At 37.4% G+C, this 25,344-nt stretch carries 19 protein-coding genes, 2 pseudogenes and 1 CRISPR repeat array; of the genes and pseudogenes, 11 read left to right on the forward strand and 10 right to left on the reverse strand.

All coding sequences use genetic code 11. The annotated features are described in order from the left end of the window. Positions 1-4 precede the first annotated feature (4 nt). Positions 5-1,069: an LPS export ABC transporter permease LptG gene (lptG, locus tag A9G23_RS03840; protein ID WP_065586360.1), complete on the forward strand. Its 1,065-nt coding sequence runs from the start codon at positions 5-7 to the stop codon at positions 1,067-1,069. A gap of 80 nt (positions 1,070-1,149) precedes the next feature. Here lptG and msrB read toward each other — a convergent pair whose 3' ends face one another. From msrB to msrA, 3 genes are all read right to left on the reverse strand, one after another. Then, entirely contained in the window at positions 1,150-1,581 is a 432-nt protein-coding gene (gene msrB / locus A9G23_RS03845; RefSeq protein WP_065586377.1) for a peptide-methionine (R)-S-oxide reductase MsrB, read from the reverse strand. Between the two features lie 64 nt (positions 1,582-1,645). Next, a complete protein-coding gene (locus A9G23_RS03850; RefSeq protein WP_065586361.1) occupies positions 1,646-2,173 on the reverse strand; it encodes a cytochrome b in 528 nt (175 codons plus the stop codon). Positions 2,174-2,180: 7 nt separating this feature from the next. After that, the gene (gene msrA, locus A9G23_RS03855; RefSeq protein WP_065586378.1) at positions 2,181-2,720 is read right to left on the reverse strand and encodes a peptide-methionine (S)-S-oxide reductase MsrA; all 540 of its coding nucleotides are present in this window, start codon (positions 2,718-2,720) and stop codon (positions 2,181-2,183) included. A gap of 151 nt (positions 2,721-2,871) precedes the next feature. On the opposite strand from msrA, the gene A9G23_RS03860 reads away from it, so the two are divergent. Next, positions 2,872-3,144 carry a DksA/TraR family C4-type zinc finger protein gene (locus A9G23_RS03860; protein WP_065586362.1) on the forward strand — a complete coding sequence of 91 codons (273 nt, stop codon included), beginning with the start codon at positions 2,872-2,874 and terminating at the stop codon, positions 3,142-3,144. A 70-nt stretch (positions 3,145-3,214) separates the two neighbouring features. Here the strand turns inward: A9G23_RS03860 and A9G23_RS03865 are convergent, their stop codons facing one another. From A9G23_RS03865 to A9G23_RS11875, 3 genes and pseudogenes are all read right to left on the reverse strand, one after another. Further along, entirely contained in the window at positions 3,215-3,865 is a 651-nt protein-coding gene (locus A9G23_RS03865; RefSeq protein ID WP_065586363.1) for a DUF421 domain-containing protein, read from the reverse strand. A gap of 518 nt (positions 3,866-4,383) precedes the next feature. Continuing rightward, positions 4,384-4,572, reverse strand: a complete 189-nt coding sequence (locus tag A9G23_RS11870) for an HPP family protein (protein WP_442899763.1) — start codon at positions 4,570-4,572, stop codon at positions 4,384-4,386. Between the two features lie 112 nt (positions 4,573-4,684). Then, a pseudogene (locus A9G23_RS11875) lies at positions 4,685-4,804 on the reverse strand (HPP family protein); the annotation flags it as partial. A 114-nt stretch (positions 4,805-4,918) separates the two neighbouring features. Between A9G23_RS11875 and A9G23_RS03875 the strand changes: the two are divergent. After that, positions 4,919-5,176: a hypothetical protein gene (locus tag A9G23_RS03875; protein ID WP_141674911.1), complete on the forward strand. Its 258-nt coding sequence runs from the start codon at positions 4,919-4,921 to the stop codon at positions 5,174-5,176. Between the two features lie 244 nt (positions 5,177-5,420). On the opposite strand, the gene hcp is transcribed toward A9G23_RS03875, so the two are convergent. After that, entirely contained in the window at positions 5,421-7,121 is a 1,701-nt protein-coding gene (gene hcp / locus A9G23_RS03880; RefSeq protein WP_065586366.1) for a hydroxylamine reductase, read from the reverse strand. Between the two features lie 664 nt (positions 7,122-7,785). Here hcp and A9G23_RS03885 point away from each other — a divergent pair. Beyond that, positions 7,786-8,283, forward strand: coding sequence for a GNAT family N-acetyltransferase (locus A9G23_RS03885; protein ID WP_065586367.1), 498 nt, complete (start codon positions 7,786-7,788; stop codon positions 8,281-8,283). Between the two features lie 40 nt (positions 8,284-8,323). Then, on the forward strand, positions 8,324-9,058 hold the full coding sequence (locus A9G23_RS03890; protein WP_065586368.1) for a rhomboid family intramembrane serine protease: 735 nt from the start codon (positions 8,324-8,326) through the stop codon (positions 9,056-9,058). A gap of 55 nt (positions 9,059-9,113) precedes the next feature. Here A9G23_RS03890 and lolE read toward each other — a convergent pair whose 3' ends face one another. From lolE to lolC, 3 genes are read right to left on the reverse strand one after another with little or no spacing between them, the layout of a single operon-like run. Further along, the gene (gene lolE / locus A9G23_RS03895; RefSeq protein WP_065586369.1) at positions 9,114-10,358 is read right to left on the reverse strand and encodes a lipoprotein-releasing ABC transporter permease subunit LolE; all 1,245 of its coding nucleotides are present in this window, start codon (positions 10,356-10,358) and stop codon (positions 9,114-9,116) included. A 6-nt stretch (positions 10,359-10,364) separates the two neighbouring features. After that, positions 10,365-11,069, reverse strand: a complete 705-nt coding sequence (gene lolD / locus A9G23_RS03900; protein WP_065586370.1) for a lipoprotein-releasing ABC transporter ATP-binding protein LolD — start codon at positions 11,067-11,069, stop codon at positions 10,365-10,367. Then, positions 11,062-12,264 carry a lipoprotein-releasing ABC transporter permease subunit LolC gene (gene lolC, locus A9G23_RS03905; protein ID WP_065586379.1) on the reverse strand — a complete coding sequence of 401 codons (1,203 nt, stop codon included), beginning with the start codon at positions 12,262-12,264 and terminating at the stop codon, positions 11,062-11,064. Before lolC ends, lolD begins: the two co-directional genes overlap by 8 nt. A 158-nt stretch (positions 12,265-12,422) precedes the next feature. On the opposite strand from lolC, the gene mfd reads away from it, so the two are divergent. The 6 genes and pseudogenes from mfd to A9G23_RS03935 form a co-directional block, all read left to right on the forward strand. Further along, positions 12,423-15,881, forward strand: coding sequence for a transcription-repair coupling factor (mfd, locus tag A9G23_RS03910; protein WP_065586371.1), 3,459 nt, complete (start codon positions 12,423-12,425; stop codon positions 15,879-15,881). A gap of 32 nt (positions 15,882-15,913) precedes the next feature. Next, a complete protein-coding gene (locus A9G23_RS03915; RefSeq protein ID WP_065586372.1) occupies positions 15,914-17,197 on the forward strand; it encodes a YdgA family protein in 1,284 nt (427 codons plus the stop codon). A gap of 88 nt (positions 17,198-17,285) precedes the next feature. Beyond that, on the forward strand, positions 17,286-18,686 hold the full coding sequence (gene mmuP / locus A9G23_RS03920) for an S-methylmethionine permease (protein ID WP_065586373.1): 1,401 nt from the start codon (positions 17,286-17,288) through the stop codon (positions 18,684-18,686). Then, on the forward strand, positions 18,676-19,614 hold the full coding sequence (gene mmuM, locus A9G23_RS03925) for a homocysteine S-methyltransferase (RefSeq protein WP_065586374.1): 939 nt from the start codon (positions 18,676-18,678) through the stop codon (positions 19,612-19,614). The genes mmuP and mmuM overlap by 11 nt, the downstream gene beginning before the upstream one ends. A gap of 322 nt (positions 19,615-19,936) precedes the next feature. After that, positions 19,937-20,453: a CRISPR direct-repeat array (repeat unit 29 nt; unit sequence CGGTTTATCCCTATGTGTATAGGGAACAC). A gap of 565 nt (positions 20,454-21,018) precedes the next feature. Then, the gene (locus A9G23_RS03930; RefSeq protein WP_065586375.1) at positions 21,019-23,523 is read left to right on the forward strand and encodes a type VI secretion system Vgr family protein; all 2,505 of its coding nucleotides are present in this window, start codon (positions 21,019-21,021) and stop codon (positions 23,521-23,523) included. 17 nt (positions 23,524-23,540) lie between these two features. Then, a pseudogene (locus A9G23_RS03935) lies at positions 23,541-25,344 on the forward strand (hypothetical protein); the annotation flags it as partial.

Below are 25,344 nucleotides of genomic sequence, written 5' to 3' on the forward strand. Positions count from 1 at the left end.
AAGCGTGTTTTCGATTTTAGATCGTTATATCGGTAAAACTATTTTAAGCACCATTGGTGTTAGCCTTTTTTTACTTATTAGTTTGTCGGGTATTATCCGTTTTATTGATCAGCTACGAAAAATTAAAGTTGATTATGATGCGTTTTCGGTGGGTATTTATACCCTGTTAATGGTGCCAAAAGATTTAGAAGTGTTCTTTCCTATGGCAGCACTGTTAGGAGCTTTAATTGGTTTGGGCTTGCTGGCATCACGCAGTGAGTTAATTGTAATGGAAACCTCGGGCTTTAGCCGTTTTAAAATTGCGTTTGCGGTGATGAAAACCGCTTTACCATTAGTGTTAATTACCATGGCGATTGGTGAATGGGTTGCGCCGGTTAGTGAACAAACTGCACGCAATATGCGTTCTGAAAAACTTTATGGTAATTCGTTAATGGCCGAACAAGGTAGTCTTTGGGCAAAAGATGGTAAAGATTATGTATTTATTGGGCATGTGAATAACGATAATTCAATTTCTAATGTTTATATTTATTCGGTCGATGATAATAAGCTACTATCTATTACCCACGCCGCCTATGGTGTTTATGAAAACGATAGTTGGACTTTGTCGCAAGTCGAAAAAAATGAGCTAACGGTGCCCAATAAAGTAGTGGGTGTCAATATGGTCTCCATCCCTTGGAAAACGAATATTACTCCTGATAAATTAAGTATTGTAGCGTTTGATCCTGACTCGTTGTCGGCTTCGGGACTTTATCAGTATTCACAATATCTCAAAAATTCAGGACAAGATACCAAATATTATGATTTGCTGTTTTGGAAAAAGATTATCAAACCAGTATCCGTTGCGGTGATGATGTTGCTAGCGTTGTCGTTCATCTTTGGTCCGCTACGCAGCGTGTCAATGGGAATTCGGGTGCTGATTGGCATTAGCTTTGGTTTCTTGTTTTATATTGCCGATAATTTGTTTGCTCAAGTGAGTATTGTAATAGGTATTTATCCTATTATTGGATCGCTAATAACCAGTTTTGTATTTTTGTTGATTAGTTATATTCTATTTAAACGAAAGAATTAGACTCGTTAAGGTTTTATTAATCCTATCATCTTAGATGATAGGATTTTTTATTTTGTTACGTTTATTCTGTCCGTGTTTATTTACTCTTTGTCAAATAGCTTTAAATACTGCCCATAGCCTTCATCTTCTAGTTCATCTTTAGGTATAAATCGTAAAGAGGCCGAGTTGATGCAATAGCGCAAGCCTCCTAGGGCTTTTGGACCATCATTAAAAACATGCCCAAGATGAGAATCAGCATTCATGGAGCGTACTTCAGTACGTCGCATACCAAAACTGGTGTCTTTTTTTTCAACGATATTGCCCTTTTCTATCGGTTTAGCAAAACTGGGCCAGCCACATCCTGAATCAAATTTATCTAATGAAGTAAATAACGGTTCACCAGATACAATGTCAACATATAGTCCTTCTTGATGATTGGCGTTAAATTCATTTTCGAACGGCGGTTCTGTCCCATTTTTTTGAGTTACATAATATTGCATAGGTGTTAATATGGATAGAGCTTTTTCTTTCATCGTTTTATTCATAAGCCACCTTCTCGTTATGTTATTTAATGTTGTTTATTTTAATTAATGGTGATTAATTTCGATTTAACATCGATTGCAACACTTTATCTTTAATCCAAAAATAATGATACAAAGCACCAACTATATGTATGATAAGTAAAACTAAAAATAAATATGAACAAACTTGGTGAATTTTATGAAATAATAGATAAGTTTCATTTGGCATATCAATGGCAGGTATAGAGATGATACCAAAAATATTCAGTGATCTGCTGCTCATCAAGTAGCCTGAAAGCGGTACAATAATTAATAAAATGTAAATAAATCCTTGCGTTGCTTTTGATAAAATACGCTGTAGTTTTTGATTCCTTGGCAAACCATCAGGAACGCCTTGTCTTTTAATGACGAAAAACCGCCATATTGTTATTACAAAAATCAGCATACCAAAGGATTTGTGCAATACATAAATAGTAAATATACCACCCAAATATTGTGACAACGTCACTTTAAACATCATCAATAAAAACGTTAATACAACCAGTATTACGGTTAACCAATGGATCCATTTTTGTTTACTACTGTATTGTGGGTAGTTTTGCATTATTAATTCATCCTTTATTTGATTTTTGCCAATGTTGAGCCAAAAAATCAGATCGCCTTGATAATTGGTAATATTGGTTGTATTGTTGAGGCTGTTTAGTGTAATAATTTTGGTGATAGTCTTCAGCTGGATAAAAAGCCACCGCAGGCTCTATCGCAACACCAATTGGCTTATCAAACTTTCCACTATCTTGTAACGTTTGTTTAGACGCTAATGCTTGTTTATGTTGATATTCATTGTGATAAAAAATAGCTGGGCGGTAAGAATTTCCACGATCAGCAAATTGCCCTTGAGAATCGGTTGGATCGATTTGTTGCCAAAAGATTTCAAGCAATTTTTTATAGCTGATAAGTTTGGGATCAAACGTAATGAGGACTGCTTCGGTGTGCCCTGTTGTACCTGAACAGACTTGCTGGTAAGTTGGGCTTGCAACATGACCACCGGTATACCCCGATACAACTTTAATCACCCCTTCATACTGATCAAAGGGTTTTACCATACACCAAAAACAACCGCCTGCAAATGTTGCTTGTTCATATTGCTGCATAATAATCTCCGATTTAATAATGACTTTATTTTTACCTAACATCAGCATTATCATTAAAATGAGTTACCATTAGTTAACATCTTACTTGAAAATGTTCAAAAAAAACACCATATCATTAATCAACTATTCCAGTTATAAAAAGGATACATTTATGGCAAGTGGATGGGCATCTGACGATGCCGTTAATCAACAAATCGAAGGCACTATTGCCGATGCTATCGAAAATGCAAGACGACAACTCAATCACAGTACCACTAGCGCTCATTTTTGTATTGAGTGTGGAGAACCTATTGCCGCAGCCAGAAGAGCGGCATTACCCGGCGTACAATATTGCGTATCTTGCCAACAAGAACTCGATAAGCAATTGGCTAAAGCGACAAGTTTATATAACCGCCGTGGTAGTAAAGATAGCCAACTGCGTTAATCAAAACATAAATCTAATTAATCAATCTAAAAAATGGGTGGATTACTCCACCCTAGAAAAGGGATAATGGTTATTTTTTACCTTCACGAATCGCATCATAAGGATAAATAAGTAACTTATTATCAAACCATTCAGCACAAAAAATATCTTCTATTTTTTCATAACCTTGTTTTGAAATTTCACGTTTAACCCAATCTTCATCTTTTTTGAGTTGATCAAGATTATCATGACTAATGCCGCCATTTTCAATGATAAGCACAGCGATATCTTTATCGCCTTTTTTGATTAGGGTTAAAGAACCATTGAGTTCATACCAAACTTCTTTTAATTCATCAAATGAAGCTATACCTTGTATATTCACTAAAGTTTCAAAATCTCTTACCGGTAAGTTGGCTTTTATAAAATTATCTGTTATTAAATGTCCATTTTTCACTAATTGGATTGGTTCGCCATCTATGGCATCGCGTAGGCGTGAGTTTTTAGATTTGATAAAACGAATTAAAACCAGTAAACCCGCCCAAATAGCGACTAACCCAGCGGATTGCCAAGGCGATACTGTTGGGCTAAGTAATGCGCCCCCAACCAGAGCACCAATTACCATGCTACCAACCTGATCAAGCTGGGACATTGGCGCAATTTGGCTTTTGCCTGACAACTTCACATAAACAAGTAAAATAATTAATGCTAACAAAAATTTTGGCGTCATTTCTAATAAATACATTTCCTTTCTCCAAGTTAAACATTATATGTTGAACTACAATCCCAAATGCAGAATTAAATAGAAACTTCTATATTGAAACAGGTAACAATTTATATAAAAATCGAAGTAACTTTTGTTTGATAGATTGAAAATTAATCCATGTTTATTTTTTTATGATAAAATCTAAACATGTTTACAATTATTAAGATAAGCTAGTAACTATATTATACTCGAAAATTTGAATAAATTATAAGATTATTATTTTGATTGCAATAACTAATTTCTATTATGTAATGCGATTTTGGCATGATGAAATATTAAGTGATTGTAATGGATAAAATACGATTAATTATTACTTAAAAACTTGCTCGCATTATGCAGGCCATTATTTGCAAATTTTCAAAGTCACAATAGCTAATGCATTGTCTTCCCTCCCTTAGAATACTTACTGTTAAATTAGCAGTACCTTTCATGATAACTTTTGTTTACGTCGAATTATGAATCTAGTTTGATAAAGTTAATTATTTATTTCAATTAAACTATAAGGTTAGTCGCTTATTCTCATTTATGAACTTTACTATTAAAAAACGCAAACCAATAGAGCAGCCACTTGTTTTTCCAGTAAAATTATTAATAATGTACGCAAAGATGACTAAAGCGTTAGAGTCCGATAACACCGGAAACAGTAAGAAGCTAAAATCATAATGAACTTGACTTGTCGTTAACAATATGACTAACGGATTAGCGCCTGCTGGCGGATGCCCACATCGAAATAACTACATTGCAAATGGCACTCCCCACAACCAAGGCGATAACTAATGCTGAGTCACCGAGCAACTTTAAAAATAATAAGCCGATAAGCGCTGATATTAAGTGCCCAAAGATGATATTCCTAGGCTGCGCCAAAGGAGGCTGAGAAACGGCAAATAAAATAACACACAAAGCTTCAAATGGAGCCATGATAAAATAGCTAGCAGAGTATGTTGTCAAATGTAAAAACTATTTGAGTGGCATGAAAAGTGGTCTTGCAAAGAGAATTTTTACCGTTGCTTATTTATGCGAGCAATGGAAGAAATGTATAAAGATTTGCCCTGCATATCGGATATTGTTATCGAACATAATGCATTCATTCGAAAGATTATTTTCTCAAAGCTTGAAGATTATCCTGATAAAGCCTCTTTAACCAATAAGCTAATGGTAATACTTGAAGGAATGCTTAATATTAGTGTGGTATACAAAACGGATCAACGCCTGCATAAGCAAACTCAACAAGATACACTTAGCCTTGTACCTGATTTGCTAAATAACGAGTCGGTCATTAAGACAGATTAATTAAAAGTAAGTATTGTATTAAAAAGCCAAATAGTTCGAAATAAAAGCGAAGAAACATAATGAAGTGTGTATGACACATCCAGCAACACTAGCGCATTGCTGTTGAATATTAAAGTCATAAACAGCAGTTATCTGGCTTTTTTAGTATGTTATTTGTAGGTTCATTACAGTAACTTAAAGAATGACTGTAATAAACCTACAAATGAAAAAATAAATGTTGTTATATACCATTATTACTCCCCCACTACTTTGAGAATAATTGATTTTCTTGAGTTTCAGCTACACGAGATATTAATATTTGATCAAGATCTTTATTTGCCTCTGTGGTAATCCGTAAATCAAAATTTTCTTGCAAAATATTCAGCAAATTTTCAGTTAAAAATTCTGGTATCGAAGGACCTACATAAATTCCTTTTATTCCAAGCGATAATAACGTAAGTAAAATAACAATGGCTTTTTGTTCAAACCAAGATAACACCAATGTTAACGGTAACTCATTCACTTCTAGTTTAAAAGCTTCAGCTAACGTAAGTGCAAGTTGAATTGCGGAATATGCATCATTGCATTGTCCAATATCCAATAAACGAGGGATACCATTAATATCTCCAAAATCATGCATATTAAAACGATACTTACCACATCCCAATGTCAGAATAACACTATCTTTTGGCACTTGCTTTGCCATTTCTGCATAGTAATGACGTTCACTTTTACTACCATCACAGCCCCCTATTAAAAAGAAGTGTTTAATATTACCTGCTTTAACCTGTTCAACAACGGTTGGAGCAACATTTATTAACGTATTTCGAGCAAAACCAACAGTAATATAGTGTTCAATTTCTGTATAATCAAATCCGGGTAGCTCTAAAGCACAATTAATAACAGGGGTAAAATCATTCGTTTCAATATGAGTTACTCCCGGCCAACCAACCATGCTTCGAGTAAAAATACGAGTGCCATATCCGTGAGAAAAAGGATTAATTATACAATTTGAAGTCATCACAATTGCTCCAGGAAAGTTAGCAAATTCTCTTTGTTGATTTTGCCAAGCACTACCGTAATTACCAACTAAATGTGGATACTTCTTCAATTCGGGATAAGCGTGAGCAGGCAGCATTTCACCATGGGTATATACATTGATGCCTTTTCCTTGAGTTTGTTCTAAAATCAAACTTAAATCATGAAAATCATGTCCAGAAACTAAAATACATTTGCCTGCAATTGGCTTGGTATTAACCTTTGTGGGTACAGGATGACCAAACGAATTCGTTTCACCTGAATCAAGCATCGCCATAACTTTATAATTCAAATGCCCAATTTGCATTGACAATTCAAATAACTGATCAATGTCGGTCGGATTATCACCTAATACGTTCATAAAATGATGATATTCACCATATATTTCATCGTTAAATTGCCCTAATACAGCCGCATGTTCCATATATGCTGCAGCTCCTTTTAAACCATATAAAGCTAATAAGCGTAGTCCAATAATATCATCCCCTACTTGCCCTTTCTCTCGATTTAACATGACATAAGGTGCAAATTCTAAAAGCCCTTTCTTTGTATTTGGATAGTTAAGTTTTGCGACAAAAGTTAAAGGAGGTATAACTTCATTAGCTTTATTCGCAGCTTCTTTAGCTTTTTGTTCCAATTGTTGACTAATTTTTTGTGCTTGTTCAAGATAATCTAGCATTCTATCTGCATCGAAATTGACATTGGTTAATGTGGAAAAAAAAGTTTGAAATGACCACCTATCTATTTCACTGTCTATAATTTGATATTTCCGGCAAACAGATGCCCAGAATGAAACTCTTTGTAAACTAGCAACTAAAACATCTTGCAGATCAGAAACCTCAGCTGTTTTACCACACATACCTTTTACATAACTACAACCTTTTTTATTTGATTTTGTTATTGTTTGCTCACATTGAATACAAAACATAATATCTCCCTGATTTTATCTCCTTATATAACCCTATATATAAAATACATGTTTAATAAAAAAATAAAATGAAAACATTAAATTTTGTTGATGTAACTATTCCCTAAAATAGCACAGCGTCTATTTTGAGATAGTAATACCTTTTTAACTTTGTTGCATTGCATTTCAATACGACTCATTTGTAAACAATAACCGCAGCTATTAGAGAAAATTAACGCATATTTAGATAAAAATACGTCAGGAAGGTTATTGATTTTATTTGATTTTTAATTATATTAAAATCAATTAGTTATATAGGATTGCTATTTTATTATGTTAGCTTAACCGCCTATGCGGCGGTAAACAAGAAGCGGGTATACTATAAAACTTGTTTGGCAAAAGACAAATATGATTTTTATTTTCAAAAGCCCTTTTTTATCAGTAATATTTAATTTTTTGTTTTTATTTATTGATAAAAAAGGGTTAGATGAGTTTTTAATTTTTTGATAATAAGTAAATTTTATTGTTAAAAAAACTTTCAGGTAGCTTATTGATTTTATTTAATTTTAATCTAACCATAAACCTTTGCTACGCCGTATTTTCCTCACGATAAAAATATCCTTTGTTGCCTACATTCAATAATAAAATTACAATAATTTTCTTTTAACCACTTATGGTAAAAAACATGATCACTTACCACAATGCTACATTAGAAGATTTACCTTTTATTGTCGATGTTTATAATTCAACGATTGCTGGGCGCCAAGCGACTGCCGATACGGAGCCTGTTTCTGTTGAAAGTCGATTAGAATGGTTTTACCTGCATAACCCTAAAAATCTTCCGATTTGGTTGATAAAATATCAAGATCAGCCTTGTGGTTGGATTAGCTTATCTTCGTTTTATGGTCGCCCTGCTTTTTATAAAACCGTTGAGATTAGCTTATACCTTCATCAAGATTTTCGAGGTAAAAAAATTGGTCAATTTATGGTAGATAAAATTGAACAATTTGCCAAGCAGGCGGGAATTGAGGCAATTTTTAGCTATGTATTTGGGCATAACTTACCTAGTGTTAATTTATTTAAAAAAATGCAGTATCAACAATGGGGGCTTCTTCCAAAGGTCGCTGAACTGGATAATGTTCAGCGTGATTTGCTGATATTGGGCAAACGATTAGATTCATAAACCGCTTTCAATAAAGTTTCACTATCCTAAAGGATTTTTAATGAGTACCTTAAATGATATTAAATATTACGCAAGTCAATCTAAAATCACCTCGACTTTAGTGGTGATAAATATCCTTTGCTTTTTTGTCTTTCGATTACTTGATAGTCGTGGTTTTTCGATACTTTATGAAAATGATTTTTTGATTGATTGGGGTGCCGATGTTGCAGGACTGACCTTTTCTGGCCAATATTGGCGTATGTTTACCAATTTATTTATGCATGCTAGTTTTACCCATTTAGCTATGAATATGCTGGCGTTATGGAGTATTGGACCAATTTTAGAACAGCGTATACCGCACATGGCTTTTATTGGTATTTATCTTTTTTCAGGACTAGTGGGGAGCTTATCAAGTGATATTGCCACCATTAATCAAAATGTGATCAGCTGTGGTGCTTCGGGGGCTATTTTAGGCATTATTACCGCCTTACTAGCTTATTGCTTGGTGTTTAGAAGCAATATACAAGAAATGCCGATCAAAGCGATGCTGGTCAGTTTAGTCTTAACGGCTGGGCTAGGGATATTACCTTCAATCAATAATATGGCGCATATTGGGGGGGCTTGTGCTGGTTTTGTGCTTGGTGGACTGATTTCGTTGTGTCTTAAAACGTTTAAATATCCAAATAAGTTAATCTTATTTATTATTAGTTTACTATTTGTTATTACCGCATTCGGGTTATATATAGGGTATATGCATTATGCCCTACCCAATGGGTATTACCTTTACTATAAATGATAAAAAAGCGCTGATGATAAACAATCAAACAGCGCCTTTTTATGCGTGCTTAATGCTAAAAACTATTTAAAATTCGAGCAGGTTCGATCTTACAAGCTCGTTTAGCTGGATAATAGCTCGCAATTAAGCTAAGTAACATGGAAGTTATAAACACTACCAACACATCAAATAGATGAATTTCGGAAGGTAAAAAATCGATAAAATAGATATTACTATTTAAGATTTTATGCCCCATTAATGACTCAACAATCCCCATAATATTCGACAGTTGCCAAGACAAGACTACCCCTAAAATTACCCCGATTAAGCTGCCAATTAATCCCGAAATCACCCCATACCAAATAAAAATATGTGTGATTAGTTGGTGGGTTGCGCCTAAGGTTTTTAATATAGCAATATCACGTTGTTTGTCTTTTACGGCAATAACTAACGTTGACACAATATTAAAACAAGCAACGCCAATAACCACAATCATAGCTAGATACATAATTTGCCTGATCATTTGAATATCGCGATACATAAAGCCAAAGGTCTGTTCCCAACTATTAAATAACAGATTTTCGTCAAGCTCTAATGCGGCTTTACCCATAAGGTTATTAGCTTGATAAACATCTTTCACATTTACCATAATACCTGTAACGCTATCGCCCATATTCAATAGTTTTTGTGCATCGGTCAACGGAATCAACGCCACATTGTTACTTAAGCTACCGCTTAATTCTAAAATACCGACCACTTGCAAACGGACTCTTTTGGGTGGTTTGAGTTGGTTTGGACCGCTCGAAACAGGAATTAATAACGAAACCCATCCCCCTTCGTTCACCGACAAGTTTTTGGCAAGTCCTGCACCAATAATGATTTGTTGACTATCGGGTTTAAAATCTTGCCATTTATTATTCAGCACATAATTGGGTAGTGCACTGATTTTTTTTTCTTGTTCGGGGTCAAGGCCTTGTACTTGGACTGCACCAAGTTTGCTACCATTTTCAATTAATCCGGTAAAATTAACAAATGGTAAGGCTGACACAATATTGTTATCGGTTTTAAGCTCTTGTTGCACATGGCGCCAATTAGCTAAATTGCCATATTCTGGATATAATTGACCATGTGGTACGACCGATAAAACACGATGATGTAGCTCCCGTTCAAAGCCATTCATAGCACTTAAACCAATAATTAAGGCTGCGATACCAATAGCAATACTGAGTGTTGAAATAATCGAAATTAACGACACCATACCACTTTTGCGACGCCCTTTTCGAAACTTGATGGCAGTAATTAAAGACAAATTCATATTCATTATCCATTAATTGTTATCTGATGATGCACTATCGAAAAGTTGCCCATCTCTCATTACCCATTGTTTATCAAGTTTCTTGGCTAATTCAAGATCATGCGTTACAACCAAAAACGCTGTGCCGTGTTCACGGTTTAATTGAATTAGCAGTTCAAAAATGGAGTCAGCTGTTGATTTATCAAGATTACCCGTTGGCTCATCAGCCATTACTAAAGCAGGGTTATTAATTAATGCACGCCCTATTGCTACTCGTTGACGTTCTCCCCCCGAAAGTTCAGAAGGTCGATGATTGGCGCGTTTGACTAAGTTAACCGAATCTAGCATTGCCATAGCCCGTTTTTTAGCTTCATGTGGCAAAACGCCACCAATTAACAGTGGCATTGCGATATTTTCAAGCGCCGTAAAATCAGGTAATAAATGATGAAATTGATAAACGAAACCGATTTCTTGATTGCGTAGACGTGCCTTTTCTTGTTCGGATAATTGATTTAGCTGATGAGATTTAAAAATAATTTCGCCTGAGGTTGGTTTATCAAGTCCACCGAGTAAATGCAATAAGGTACTTTTACCTGAACCGGAACTTCCAATAATGGCAAGTAAAGATTTTGAATCAATATCAAACGAGACATTTTTTAACACCTCGGTCACCATTTTGCCTTCATTATAGGTTTTATAAAGATTTTTTGCGCTTAGCAATATTTGTGAATTATTCATAACGTAAAGCCTCGGCAGGTTGAATATTGGCTGCACGATAGGCAGGATAAAGAGTTGAAATTAACGATAACATAAGTAATCCGGTAATAATTAAAATAACTTGCGATGGTTCGACCAGTGACGGTAGCAAAATACCCGCTAAAGATAAACCTAATACTTGCATGATTTCGTTTAAGTTAATAGCAAGTAGCAGCCCTAAAATACTACCTAACAACGTACCAATTATCCCGGAACTTGCGCCTTGAATAATAAAAATTAACATAATTTTAAAACGAGACAAACCTTGTGTTTTTAAAATAGCGACTTCGCCTTGCTTTTCCATTACTAACAAGCTTAACGAGGTAATAATATTAAAAGCTGCCACAATCACAATCAAGCTAATGAGTAACCCCATGACATTTTTTTCCATTTTAATGGCTTGAAATAATTCACCCCGTTTGGCTCGCCAATCGTTAAACACTAGGCCTTCTGGTAATGGCATATCCGTTACCGACGCGATATCTAACGGGTTGTCTAAAAACAGACGCCAACTGCTAATCATATTGGCAGGATAACGTAATAGATTTCTAGCATCAGATTGATTGATATAAATAAGCGATTGATTAATATCATGGTTAACACTAAACAGTCCAACAATGTTAAATAAACGCTGCGAAGGAATACGCCCAACTGGGGTGATTTGACTTGCGCTGGTCACCAATAAGCGAATTTTGTCACCCACAGTTACGCCCAATTGATTGGCTAATGTTTGTCCAATAATGACATTATACTGCCCCGCTTGTAGATCCCATGCCGATCCGCTATAGATATAATCATTGATAGGATCATAATCTTCTGGGTTAATCCCCATCAACGTACTTACGGTAATACTTTGTTCACTCTGCAATACCACATCGCTAGTGACTAAAGGTGTAATACGATTAACACCTTTAATCTTTTCAAATGACGAGCTAGGATTAGCACTTGGATCAAGTTTTCCTTGAATAGAGGTGATTTGTGCTTGGGGAAAGAATCTTAAAATACTGTTTTGCATCTGGTCTTCTAATCCATTCATCACAGATAACACAACAATTAGACCAATAGAACCCAGCATAATGCCAATCATTGACAACCATGACACAAAGCGACCAAATCCATCCGTTTTTTGCCCGTATACATAACGCAAACCGATATAAAATACTAATGGACGAAATATTTTTGACATAAACGTATATATTACCTAAAACTTTTAGACAAAGTTTTGCTAGTTAAATGCAAGGTGCTTATCATACAGGATTAAACAGTTATAGAAAACAACCACGTACTTACGTTATAATCTGGCGATAATTTTTCAACGATATCTACAAATTCATCATGCCTAAAACAGTTAATATTTCAAACATAATTCCTCAAAAGTCAGGTGAAGTAAAGCAAATTGGGCAGCTTGTTGGCTCATCCTTATCACAATTTTGTGCCCAAGCAATAGATGCACATGAAGGTTTAGTTGTGATTGTGACCGATGATATGCAACAAACCTCGCGTATTCACGAAGAACTTAAACAATTTTCACCATTTCCTTCTATTATCTTTCCTGATTGGGAAACATTGCCTTATGATAGCTTCTCGCCCCATCAAGATATCGTATCAGAACGCCTGTCTTGTCTTTATCATCTTGGACATTTAACCAAAGGAGCATTAATTTTACCCATTAATACCTTAATGCAAAAAGTTTGCCCACAAAGCTATTTGGGTGGGCACGTGTTTATGATGAAAAAAGGCTTACAAATTAGTCGTGAACATTTACGCCTTCAACTTGAAAATGCTGGCTATCGCTCAGTCAGTCAAGTAATGGAACATGGCGAATATGCTACTCGTGGTGCTTTGTTTGACATCTATCCGATGGGCAGTGATAAGCCCTATCGTATCGATTTTTTTGATGATGAAATCGACAGCATTCGCACTTTTGATGTCGAAACTCAGCGTACCTTTGATGAAATCGCTGAAATACAATTGCTACCAGCGCATGAGTTTCCTTTTGATAAAACGGCAATCGAACTGTTTCGTAGTCAATGGCGAGAACAATTTGAGGTCAGATTAGATGCAGAAAGTATCTATCAGCAAGTGAGCAAAAATATTTTGCCAACGGGTATTGAATATTGGCAAGCACTGTTTTTTAACGAACCATTAACACCGCTATTTTCTTATTTTTTAGCTAATACCTTAATTATTAATACCGTTAATATTGAGCAATATGCTAACAAATACTGGCAAGACATTACCCAGCGTTATGAAAGCCGCAAAGTTGATCCTATGCGACCATTGCTTGCACCTAGTGTTATTTGGTCTAAAACTGACGAAATTTTTGCCAATTTTAAATGCTACCCAAGAATGGTTGTATCACATGTGGCAACGGCAGAATCAAGTAAAAACCTTAACTTACTTTATGCCGAGCTACCTAATATTGCTATTGAGATCCAACAAAAAGATCCTTACTTGCAATTTCAAAAATTTGTTGACGATTTTTCAGGAAAAATCATCTTTTCAGTTGAATCAGAAGGACGCAAAGAAGCATTACAAGAAATTCTTGGACGCATTCGTATTCATCCAACCACCATCAATCAGCTTGATGAGCTCAAAAATTCTGATAGCCGATTTTATTTAATCGTTGGTGCTAGCGAGCAAGGTTTTATTAATCAGCAAGATAATTTTGCGTTTATTACCGAAAATGAGTTATTAGGGCGGCGGATTATTCGTCGTAGAAAAGAAAGTAAACAAGCCATTAATACCGATTCACTTATTCGAAGTTTAGCTGAACTCACACCTGGTAAACCCGTTGTTCATTTAGAACATGGTGTCGGTCGCTATGCAGGGCTCACCACATTAGAAACAGGCGGCATTACGGCAGAATATCTCATTTTATTATATGCTAATGAGACCAAACTTTATGTGCCAGTTTCGTCATTAAACTTAATAAGTCGTTACTCTGGCGGCGATGAAGAAAACGCCCCACTAAATAAACTAGGCTCTGATGCTTGGAGTAAAGCTCGGCAAAAAGCAGCCGAAAAAGTGCGCGATGTCGCAGCGGAATTACTCGATATTTATGCCGAACGTGAAAGCAAACCCGGATTTCAATTTCAACAAGACCGAGAGCAATATGAACTATTTTGCCAAGGATTTCCTTATCAAGAAACCAGCGATCAACAAAATGCCATTGGAGCAGTCATTGGCGACATGTGCTCGCCTTATGCCATGGACCGATTAGTCTGCGGTGATGTGGGGTTTGGTAAAACCGAAGTTGCCATTCGTGCTGCATTTTTAGCTGTTATTAATCACAAACAAACCGCTGTTTTAGTGCCAACAACTCTACTTGCTGAACAACATTACGAAAGCTTTTGCGACCGTTTTGCCAATTGGCCTATCCGTATAGAAAGCCTGTCTCGCTTCAAAACCGCCAAACAACAAAAAGCCATTATAGAAGCCCTTGGCGAAGGCAAAATTGATATTGTGATTGGTACACATAAATTGCTACAAGAAGATATCAAGTGGAAAGATTTAGGTTTACTAATTGTTGATGAAGAACACCGCTTTGGCGTTCGTCAAAAAGAACGCATTAAAGCAATGCGAGCAAATATCGATATTTTAACGCTAACAGCAACCCCAATTCCACGAACGCTAAACATGGCGATGAGTGGTATGCGAGATCTTTCGATTATCGCAACGCCACCTGCTCGCCGGCTGGCGGTAAAAACCTTTGTTCGAGAATATGATGATCTTGTGATTAGAGAAGCCATTTTACGTGAAATTTTACGTGGTGGTCAGATTTATTATTTACACAATGACATCTCTGATATCGAAAAAGTCAGCGAAAAACTGGCAGAACTGGTGCCCGAAGCACGCATTACCATTGGACATGGGCAAATGCATGAACGCGACTTAGAACGTGTGATGAATGACTTTCATCATCAACGCTTTAACATACTTGTTTGTACTACCATTGTTGAAACGGGTATCGACATTCCTAACGCTAATACCATTATTATTGATCGTGCCGATAAATTCGGTTTAGCTCAGTTACATCAACTCAGGGGGCGAGTTGGACGTTCTTACCATCAAGCCTATGCTTATTTATTAACGCCACATCCTAAATTACTCACTAAAGATGCTAAAAAGCGCTTAGAAGCTATTGCCTCGCTTGAAGATTTAGGCGCAGGTTTTGCGCTAGCCACACACGACCTTGAAATTCGGGGGGCAGGCGAGCTATTAGGTAGCGATCAAAGTGGGCAAATTGAAACTATTGGCTTTAACCTTTATATTGAACTGCTGGATGAAGCCGTTAAATCACTAAAAGAGGGTAAAGAGCCAACCCTAGAATCATTACTCAATAATCAGCAAACTGAAATTGAGTTACGTTTGCCAATACTGATTCCTGATGATTTTATTCCCGATGTTAATACACGCTTATCGCTATATAAACGCATTGCGAGTATCACCGATCTTGTTGAACTCACCGACATTCAAGTCGAAATGCGTGATCGTTTTGGTCAATTGCCCGATGCTGTGCTGTTTTTATTAGAAACCACCAAAATCCGTTATCATGCAAGTCAATTAGGCATTACCAAAATCGAATTTGGCGAGAAAGGTGGTTATATTGAATTTGGTAGCAATAATAAGGTATCAGTCGATTATTTAATTGAAATGATTCAAAAAGAGCCAAAAAATTATCGCCTAGAAAGCTCAAATCGATTAAAATTACAAAAATCAGAATTACAGCGAATCGATCGTATTGAATATATTAAAAATTTGTTGTCTGATTTTGCAAATCATCAAGAATGATAATTTAAAATATAATTAATAAGAGAATTATAATGAAAAAAACCACACTTGCTATAGGAATCGTTGCTGTATTAGGTATTGCCTACGTAGGTACGTCATGGTACACCGGTAACATGCTCGAAAATCATATCGACCACCAATTAACACAAATCACAAACAAAGTTAACCAGAGTCAAGACGATTTCACGTTTTCTGTTACCCAAAGTCATTATCAAAAAGGTATCTTTTCAACTAAATTACATTTAACCGTTACAGCGTCACCTCAAAATGCAACAGGTGAAGATACTCAACCAAAAACTTTTTTTGATGATGATGTCACCATTCATCATGGTCCCTTCCCTATTGCGGCACTAGCTAAAGGAACCTTTGTTCCACAAATGGCTTGGTTAGAATATGAAATGACCGAACAAGCCAATACACAACTTTGGAAACTAGCCGGTAATCAGCCTTTTATTACTGGACATGTAGGTGTAAGTTATGGAGAATATCTCACAGTTAAACTAGCAAGCAAAGCGATTAATGTCACTCAAGATGAATTCCCATCAATTGATGGTGGATTTGAACTTGGAAAAGGCGATTATACCATTAAGAGCAACTCTAATGGCTCTGACATTTCAACTAATATAAAAATCGATAAACTTTCATTAACCTATCCTATTTCGTTTAAATCAAAACCCGTTTCACTGGTTATTAATAAATTTGTGATGAACCAAACAAATGTCTTAAATAACACCACCAACACTGTCGATGGTTCGTTTTCAAGTAGTGTTGATTCGATTATTTATGGTCAACAAAATCTAGGTAATGGATCATTAGATATTAACTTTAAAGGGCTTGATAAACACCTGTTTAGCAATCAATTGGGAATGGGCGAATCTGGCTCAGAGGATGCCGATAAAAAGCACAATATCCAACTCTCGTTAAATAAATTCAATTGGCACACTCCTGCTGGCGATATTAATGCGAACCTAATGTTTGATCTATCTGATGTTGATAGTGTAGCTATTGATGAAGCAGATTACGACAAAATCAACACACTTAAATTAAAGCTTGAAGCGCCATTTGACGTATTAGCTCATTTATCTGCGCAAATTGAAAACCCTAACGCTAACGATGTAACGCCAGAACAAGTTGCTAAAGCAAATCAAAACTTACAATTTATGTCGGCATTAATGATAAGTAACTCTCAATTTTTGACTACAAGCAATGGTGAAACTAAAGGTATCTATTCTGATGTTAGCCTAACTAAAGATAGTGATGAAGTTAGCGTAAATGGCAAAACAGTAACCAAAGAAGAATTCTTTGATCACTTATAACTAGCCAATTAATTTCTCAAACTAACCCATTCCGCCACTAATGCTGGCGGTATTTTATCTTTTATAACTAGAACAAAAAAGCACACTTATGAATACAAATTCATCATCCACATCGGAAAACCAATTTAAACGAACTATGCAAACCCGCCATTTAATTATGCTATCGCTGGGTGGCGTTATTGGTACCGGTCTATTTTTTAATACAGGATATATTATCGCCACTGCAGGCGCAATGGGTGCTATTATTGCTTATTTAATTGGTGCACTAGTCGTTTATTTAGTGATGTTGTGCCTTGGTGAGTTGGCAGTTGCTATGCCAGAAACCGGCGCGTTTCACTCCTATGCTTCGCGCTTTATTAGCCCAGGTACTGGTTATACCGTTGCTTGGCTGTATTGGTTAACTTGGACAGTGGCACTCGGTTCCAGCCTAACCGCAGCTGGCCTATGTATGCAATATTGGTTTCCTACTGTTTCGGTCTGGGTTTGGTGTTTAATCTTTTGTATCGTGATTTTTGCGTTAAACATCGTGACCGCACAATTTTTTGCCGAAAGTGAATTTTGGTTTTCAATCATTAAAGTGATCACTATTATCATCTTTATTATTGCCGGTGCCACTGCTATCTTTGGCTTTGTTCCAATGAAAAACGACATGCCAGCCCCCTTTTTACATAATATTACCGATAATGGTTGGTTACCGAATGGCATCACCCCAATTATTATGACCATGGTTTCCGTCAATTTTGCTTTTTCAGGTACAGAGCTAATCGGCATTGCAGCAGGCGAAACCCATAATCCTGAAAAATCGATCCCACTGGCGATAAAAACAACTATTTTAAGATTGATTATCTTTTTTATTGGAACGATTTTTGTGTTAGCGGCGCTATTGCCTATGGATCAAGCTGGCGTTATTACCAGCCCATTTGTGATGGTATTTGAAAATATCGGCATTCCATACGCAGCCGATATATTTAATTTTGTCATTTTAACGGCTATTTTATCAGCTGCCAATTCAGGGCTTTATGCCGCTGGGCGTATGTTGTGGTCGCTGTCGAATCAAGGTACATTACCAAAGTGCTTTGCTAAATTAACCCATAAAGGCATTCCAGCCACCGCTATTGCAGTGAGTATGCTTGGCGGATTATTAGCATTATTTTCAAGTGTGATAGCGCCCGATACTGTGTTTGTAGCATTAACCGCTATTTCTGGCTTTGCCGTGGTGGCAGTTTGGTTAAGTATTTGTGCTTCGCATTACTTTTTTAGAAAGCAACTATCTGCAACTGAGCAAAAAGCACTAAAATATAAAGCACCATTTTATCCGTTTGTACCTATTTTAGGCTTTATTTTATGCTTAATTGCCTGCATTGGTTTAGCATTCGATTCTGAACAACGCATTGCGCTTTATTGTGGTATTCCTTTTGTGATTGTCTGCTTTATTGCCCACCACTTTACCCAAGCCTATCAAAAGAGAGTAGTGAAAAATGATAACTAATCATCCAATTAGCACATTGTTAAAGCAAAAAAAGCACATCATCATTGATGGTGCACTAGCCAGCGAACTGCAACATCGTGGATGCGATCTTAATGATAGTTTATGGTCAGCAAAAGTGTTAATTGAAAAGCCCGAACTAATCCGCCAAGTCCATTATGACTATTTCAAAGCTGGTGCTGATTGTGCTATCACTGCTAGCTATCAAGCCTCGCCATTAGGGTTTGAAAAAAAGGGGATTACGTTTGAAGAATCTATCAAACTAATTAAAACCAGCGTTGAACTTGCACAGCAAGCTAAGCTGCAGTATTTGAATGAAACAAACCGAAATAAAACATTATTAATTGCCGGTTCAGTCGGTCCTTATGGGGCATATCTTGCCAATGGTTCAGAATATACCGGTGACTATCAACTTACCGAATCTGAATTTATTGTCTTTCATCGTGATCGTATTCAAGCCTTGATTGAGGCTAAGGTTGATATCCTTGCTTGCGAAACTCTACCTTCATTTGCTGAAATCAAAGCGTTAGTTAAATTGATACAACAGTTTCCTACAATCAACGCTTGGTTTTCGTTAACATTAAAAGATGCCCAGCACCTTAGCGATGGTTCGCCGTTATCACAAGTTATCGATTATTTAAACAATATCGAACAAATTGTGAGCATTGGTGTTAACTGTATTGCGTTAGAAAACGTGACACCAGCGTTAGAAGTACTAAATAAACTCACCTCCAAACCATTAATTGTTTATCCAAATTCAGGTGAACAATACAATCCAATCACTAAACAGTGGCACAAAAATCATCAACATAATTGCACTTTCAGCAATCAACTGCCAACTTGGGTTAAATTAGGCGCAAAATTAATTGGCGGCTGCTGCCAAACAACGCCGAATGATATTGAAGAAATTGTGAGGTTATTAAAAAGCTAATTGTATGAAACTATTTCAAATGAAATGCTTAATGTAGACAATGGTAACTTTTAGATTTAGCGACTAAATAAAAGCAAACAGTAATACATATTAATAACCCGCCTAGCGGATAAAAAAGAGATATTTCTTAAAAAAACTGAATGTTTTTTGTCAAGAAATTTCAGGTAATACCTATGTTTTAGTATAAAACAACATAATAAATTCAATAGCAAGAGAGCAAGCTATTTGTTGTTTAGGTCATATTCTGTAAAGATGGGCGAAAATGAAAATCCTATAGGTATACGAAACACCCTTGATTAATGTTTATTAATGCGTATTGATACGGTTTATCCCTATGTGCATAGGGAACACACCTCTTCTGCAGTGGGGTTTTCGTCAATAAGCGGTATCCCTATGTGCATAGGGAACACTCCATCTGCGTGTTTAACGGCTTCTTCAATGGCGGTTTATCCCTATGTGTATAGGGAACACTTGTTTACCGCTATTGAAACCGACACAAATATCGGTTTATCCCTATGTGTATAGGGAACACTAAATGTCCACTTAATGATAACCGAGAGTTTACGGTTTATCCCTATGTGTATAGGGAACACCGATTTAGTAATTGCGTTAATGCTGGTTGATACGGTTTATCCCTATGTGTATAGGGAACACCTATTTACTCCTTGCGTAGCTAATTAAAGTATACGGTTTATCCCTATGTGTATAGGGAACACAATACAAGGGTTTTGATGATTTTTGCAATTACGCGGTTTATCCCTATGTGTATAGGGAACACGATAACAATGATTTTGCTTGCTCGAGCAAATCCGGTTTATCCCTATGTGTATAGGGAACACTCCAATTATAACACATTGTTTTATTATTAAAATATTTAACACCAAATTTCCACCAACTTTTTCAATGATTTTAATAATAACAATGATTTTATAATGCATTGTTTTTATTAAAGTAATATTAGAATAAAATAGAGGGAATATTAGGATTTTTCATTCTACCAATTAATCTTTAAATTTCATATAGTTATAGCACAGTCAGCAATAAAACTGAGCTTTTCTTTATTAAAAAAGACGGAATTTCTAGTTAACATATCCAGAAATCTATACCGCTTCAGCATAAAATTATTTTTCATTTAACAGGTTAAAAAATGTACTTAATAAAGTATAGCGTTGCTTAAATCGCTTTTTAAATAAAGGCGTTAAGCAGCTACCAGATACTCGTTTAGTTAACAGATATTATTGATATTAAGCAAAAGTATTGATTAAAAAGGTTAACGTTGCGTTAAAATGGTTTATACTCTGTTTCCATTATCGTTTATGCTTAAAACAATACTATAAATAACGATAAGCCAATCACCTCATTAACAATAAAATATAGAGATTTTAGGGAAAATAGGAAAACAATATGGACAACACGCTTAATCCCTTAATCGGTGAATTTGGGGACGGATTAGTGACGGGTTTAGGGGGCGTTAGCCATAATCGCTATAGCTTAACTGTTGAGGGGCTGCGCTCGCCGATTTCGGTTTGGCATGTTGACGGTAATGAGTCGTTAAACCAGCCTTGGCGTTATGTGATTACGTTTACCAGCTCTGACAAAGCGTTATCCATTGATTCAGTGCTTAATCAAAAAGCCACATTCTCTTTTAATCCTGTTATCCATCAACCGTATCAAAGCGTAATGTCAACAATCTCATCGTTAAGTGACTTACCGTCGGTGAATGATAAGCGCACCTTACATGGAGTGATTACCGAATTTAGCCAGTTATCCGTCAATAAAGAGGAAGCCCATTATCAGGTGGTGTTATCCTCGTGTTTAGCACGGCTGGCTATTGGGCAACATAGTGCCATATTTCAACAGCAAAGCGTGGTGAGTGTAGTTGAAGACGTGCTGCGCAGTCATGGTTTGACGGGCATTGATTACCGTCTAGAGTTAAAAGAGAGCTATCCTGAGCGGGAGTTTATCACGCAGTGGCAAGAAAGTGACCTTGAATTTATTCAACGCTTATTGGCTGATGTGGGTATCTGGTTTCGCTTTGAAACCCACGCCGAGCACCACTGTGATGTAATGGTGTTAAGTGATTATGAGCAAGGCTATGCGCAAGTGGCCGATATCGACGATAAACCGCCCAGTGGCACGCTCGATAGGGGTGTGGAAAGTGTGTGGGATATCAGCCTGCATAGCGAAGTGGTGGTCTCCTCAGTCAAAGTACAAGACTATCACTACCGTGATGCCCTCGCCGATTTACAGGGCGAAATAAACACCCAACCCAAAGACCGCACCACCTATGGCAGCGACTACCGTTATGCCGAGCACTATCAAGGCTTAGATAGCAACGGACAGGAAAATCCACACACTCGTGGTGATGATAATCGTGATAACGGCAATAATTCTAATGAGAATAATACGCATGACGATAATCAGATTGAAAGTGGTCAGTGGTATGCGCGTATTCGTCATGAACAGGCCATTAGCCAGCAAATTATCCTCAAAGGCAAGAGTAATCACTATAACCTTGCTCCCGGCCAATGGATTAACCTCAACGGCAGCCCGCTGGCAGATATCAATGACGGTATCATCATTTTAAGTGTGCAGGGGCAGGGTAATCGCACTGATGCTTATGAGCTCACCTTTACCGCCATTCCTTATCACCCCTTAAAACCCTATCGCCCCGCGCCCATACGCTGGCCACAAGTCAGTGGTACGTTACCGGCAAGGGTCACCAGCCCCGACAATGATACCTATGGCTATATCGACCCGCAAGGACGCTATCGAGTTAAATTTAATGTTGACCTGAAACAATGGAAAAGTGGCATGGAAAGCTTGTGGGTCCGTTTAGCTAAACCGTATGCGGGTAACACCTATGGCTTTCACTTCCCGTTAATTGACGGCACTGAAGTGGCCATCGCCTTTATGCAGGGCAATCCCGATAGGCCGTATATCGCCCATGCGATGCATGACAGTGCTCACCCCGACCTTGTTACCACCATTAACAAACACCGCAATGTGATTCGCACGCCGGCTAATAACAAACTGCGCATGGATGATAAACGTGGGCAAGAGCATATTAAACTGGCCACCGAATACGGCAAAACTCAACTTAATTTGGGGCATTTGGTCGATAATAAAAAACAACCCCGCGGTGAAGGCTTTGAGCTGCGCACTGACGAATGGGGGGCGATTGCCGCCAATAGAGGCTTATACTTAACCACCCAAACCCAGCCGAAAGCGCAAGGCAAACAACTCGATATGCAAGCGGCAATAAGCCAACTTGAAAATGCCCTCTCTATTGCTAAAGCCCTACAAAATGCCGCCACCCAATCCGACGCGCACAGCGCCGATACCGACAGCCAAGCGCAACTTAAAGCCAACTTAACTCAGCTAACCCAAAGTGGCCTACTGGCCTATGCGCAAGAAGGCATGGCCCTAACTAGTCCTGAAAACATCCAACTGACAACAGCGAGCAGCCTCACCTTAACCAGCGAACATCAAACTGATATCAACGCTTTAAAAAATGTCACCCTCTCATCGGCTGAAGCGATTGGCTTATTTGCGCAAAAAGCGGGCATGAAACTGTTTGCTAACCAAGGCGATATTGAAGTGCAAGCCCAAAACGCCAACCTCAATATGGCGGCCAAGCAAGATATTAAAGTGGATAGTGTGGATGGTAAAGTCACCATTACCGCCAAAGATAACCTCACCCTCATTTGTGGTGGCTCTTATATCAAAATTAGCAGTGAAGGCATTGAACTGGGCACGCCAGATAATGTCTATCTTAAATGTAATGTGATGCAGAAGATGGGGCCGGCAAGTCATCATTTATCCACAAAACTGAATATTAATAATCAAGAGCTCGAGGCCTTATTAAAAAAACATATATCGTTTAACTCAAAAGGCTTTTCCGCATAAGGAATAAGGCAATCAACATGACCATAAAAAGAATCGACAATTTCAACTTTCCCGTTGGTGAAAAACAACTCAGTCAAGATGCGTATTATAAAGCGTTATCAGAGGCAATCAGTGGCTTTTATCCGTTTGGTGAAAATGGGATATGGCATGGGGGGATCCATCTTGATGAAAGGGTACTAAAGAAAATTGATAATGACGGTAAATTGCGTTGTATGGCTCATGGCGAAGTGGTTGCTTATCGAGTCGATAATATTTACCATAAAATAGTGTATCAGGACAATGTTGAGCTAAAAACGCCTTATAAAGAACAGCAAAAAGTGGCGTATTTCTCAACAGGATTTGCCTTAGTTAGACACCTATTACAAATGCCTAAAGTCGCAAATGCAACTAATACGCCCCCCTCAATAACCTTATACAGTTTATATATGCATCAACTCGATTGGTATGGTTATCAGCAAAAAGGACAAGAAAGCGGTAGTCAGGTGAATTACCCTTGTTATTGGCAAGCGCAAGCAGGGAAAGTGGATGAAAAAAAAGCAGACACCATTGCTGGCAGCGTGATATGTGAAAAGGGAAAAGACACAAAGATTATGGGTTTATTGCTTAAAGGCAGTAAAGTACGTTTAGGTGAACAAAAAGCAAATATGCCTGGTTGGTATAAAATTGTGTCGATAACCGCAGGTACGGTGGTGACACCAAACGGCTTTCAAAATGAATTGGGCAATATTACCGGTTATGTTTGGCATAATGATATTGGCACGACAGCAGCCGATAGACCGACAGGAAAGACAGCGGAAGCCAATAAGGATTATGAAATCTGCAAAGAAGATAATAAAAAAGTGGGCAAACCCGAAGTTGAAGTCAAAGGCATTGCGGTTTATGGCACCGCGAATGACAGTCAAAAGTTGACCTATTTGCCACAAACCGCGACTTTTGAATTGGATGGGCAAGAAAATGGCTATGCTAAAATCCGTAAAATTGGTAATTGCACTGTGCCGGCGGTCTTGGTTGCAGAAAATGGCGGGGATGAAGCGCCACATAAAGGGTATGTCAAATTATCCTCACTAATAGTGACCCAACTTAAACCTGAAAAATTAGATAAAGTGGTGGTATTAAAAACGCCTGTGCCAATTAATAAAGGCGACTTTATAGGTTACATCGGCCATAATGTCAGCCAATCCGAACGTTTTGACGAGCCTAAAGAAGCCCCGTTATCGAACATGAAACGGGCGTTAGACAAGCAATTACAGCAAATGGCACACATTGAATTACTGACCTGTGATGATTTGCCGGCGTTTATCACTAAAACCCGCGCTTTAGCGGACAAGCTGCCTGAAAGCGAAAAGAGTATCATATTAGTTGAAAAAGAGGCGCAATTAGTTCAAGCTGCTAAACCGGCAGGTTGGTTAAGCCCTGGGGTGGCGATTCATTTTACCGACACTACCGAGAGCTACTATATTAAAATCAAACCGGTCTATACCGTCAATCTTCCCTCAAGATTTTTTCATACTTCAACCGAGCAGCCGTTATTCGACACAGGGGTTGGCAAGGTGGTTAATGGCATTAATGGAAAGATACAGGCAAAAAGCCCGTCAGCGCAACCGTACACCTTAACCGCAAGTGAGAAAATGTATGTAAGGCGGATATATCCCGAATTAACCGAGGCAGATATCCCCGATAAAGTTGAGCTAATTAGTGGCGGAAAGGGGCAAGATACGACGTTACCGAGTGTCTATTCTGAGCCTGCGAATGATGATGATTTTTTCACGATTCGCTTTATGATTGAAAACAAGCCGTACTGGATAGCCGCCAGTAAAGTCT

The sequence above is a fragment of the Gilliamella sp. App4-10 genome, from assembly GCF_001690495.1.
Lineage (GTDB): Bacteria > Pseudomonadota > Gammaproteobacteria > Enterobacterales > Orbaceae > Gilliamella > Gilliamella apicola_G.

Bases quoted from the DNA above. Each gene is read 5' to 3' on its own strand.
- A9G23_RS03885 (WP_065586367.1), top strand. From the start codon at position 7,786: ATGATCACTTACCACAATGCTACATTAGAAGATTTACCTTTTATTGTC.
- msrB (WP_065586377.1), bottom strand. From the start codon at position 1,581: ATGAAAGAAAAAGCTCTATCCATATTAACACCTATGCAATATTATGTA.
- msrA (WP_065586378.1), bottom strand. From the start codon at position 2,720: ATGCAGCAATATGAACAAGCAACATTTGCAGGCGGTTGTTTTTGGTGT.
- A9G23_RS03850 (WP_065586361.1), bottom strand. From the start codon at position 2,173: ATGCAAAACTACCCACAATACAGTAGTAAACAAAAATGGATCCATTGG.
- A9G23_RS03865 (WP_065586363.1), bottom strand. From the start codon at position 3,865: ATGTATTTATTAGAAATGACGCCAAAATTTTTGTTAGCATTAATTATT.
- mmuP (WP_065586373.1), top strand. From the start codon at position 17,286: ATGAATACAAATTCATCATCCACATCGGAAAACCAATTTAAACGAACT.
- mmuM (WP_065586374.1), top strand. From the start codon at position 18,676: ATGATAACTAATCATCCAATTAGCACATTGTTAAAGCAAAAAAAGCAC.
- A9G23_RS03890 (WP_065586368.1), top strand. From the start codon at position 8,324: ATGAGTACCTTAAATGATATTAAATATTACGCAAGTCAATCTAAAATC.
- A9G23_RS03875 (WP_141674911.1), top strand. From the start codon at position 4,919: ATGTATAAAGATTTGCCCTGCATATCGGATATTGTTATCGAACATAAT.
- lolE (WP_065586369.1), bottom strand. From the start codon at position 10,358: ATGAATATGAATTTGTCTTTAATTACTGCCATCAAGTTTCGAAAAGGG.
- hcp (WP_065586366.1), bottom strand. From the start codon at position 7,121: ATGTTTTGTATTCAATGTGAGCAAACAATAACAAAATCAAATAAAAAA.
- A9G23_RS03915 (WP_065586372.1), top strand. From the start codon at position 15,914: ATGAAAAAAACCACACTTGCTATAGGAATCGTTGCTGTATTAGGTATT.
- A9G23_RS03930 (WP_065586375.1), top strand. From the start codon at position 21,019: ATGGACAACACGCTTAATCCCTTAATCGGTGAATTTGGGGACGGATTA.
- mfd (WP_065586371.1), top strand. From the start codon at position 12,423: ATGCCTAAAACAGTTAATATTTCAAACATAATTCCTCAAAAGTCAGGT.
- lolD (WP_065586370.1), bottom strand. From the start codon at position 11,069: ATGAATAATTCACAAATATTGCTAAGCGCAAAAAATCTTTATAAAACC.
- A9G23_RS03860 (WP_065586362.1), top strand. From the start codon at position 2,872: ATGGCAAGTGGATGGGCATCTGACGATGCCGTTAATCAACAAATCGAA.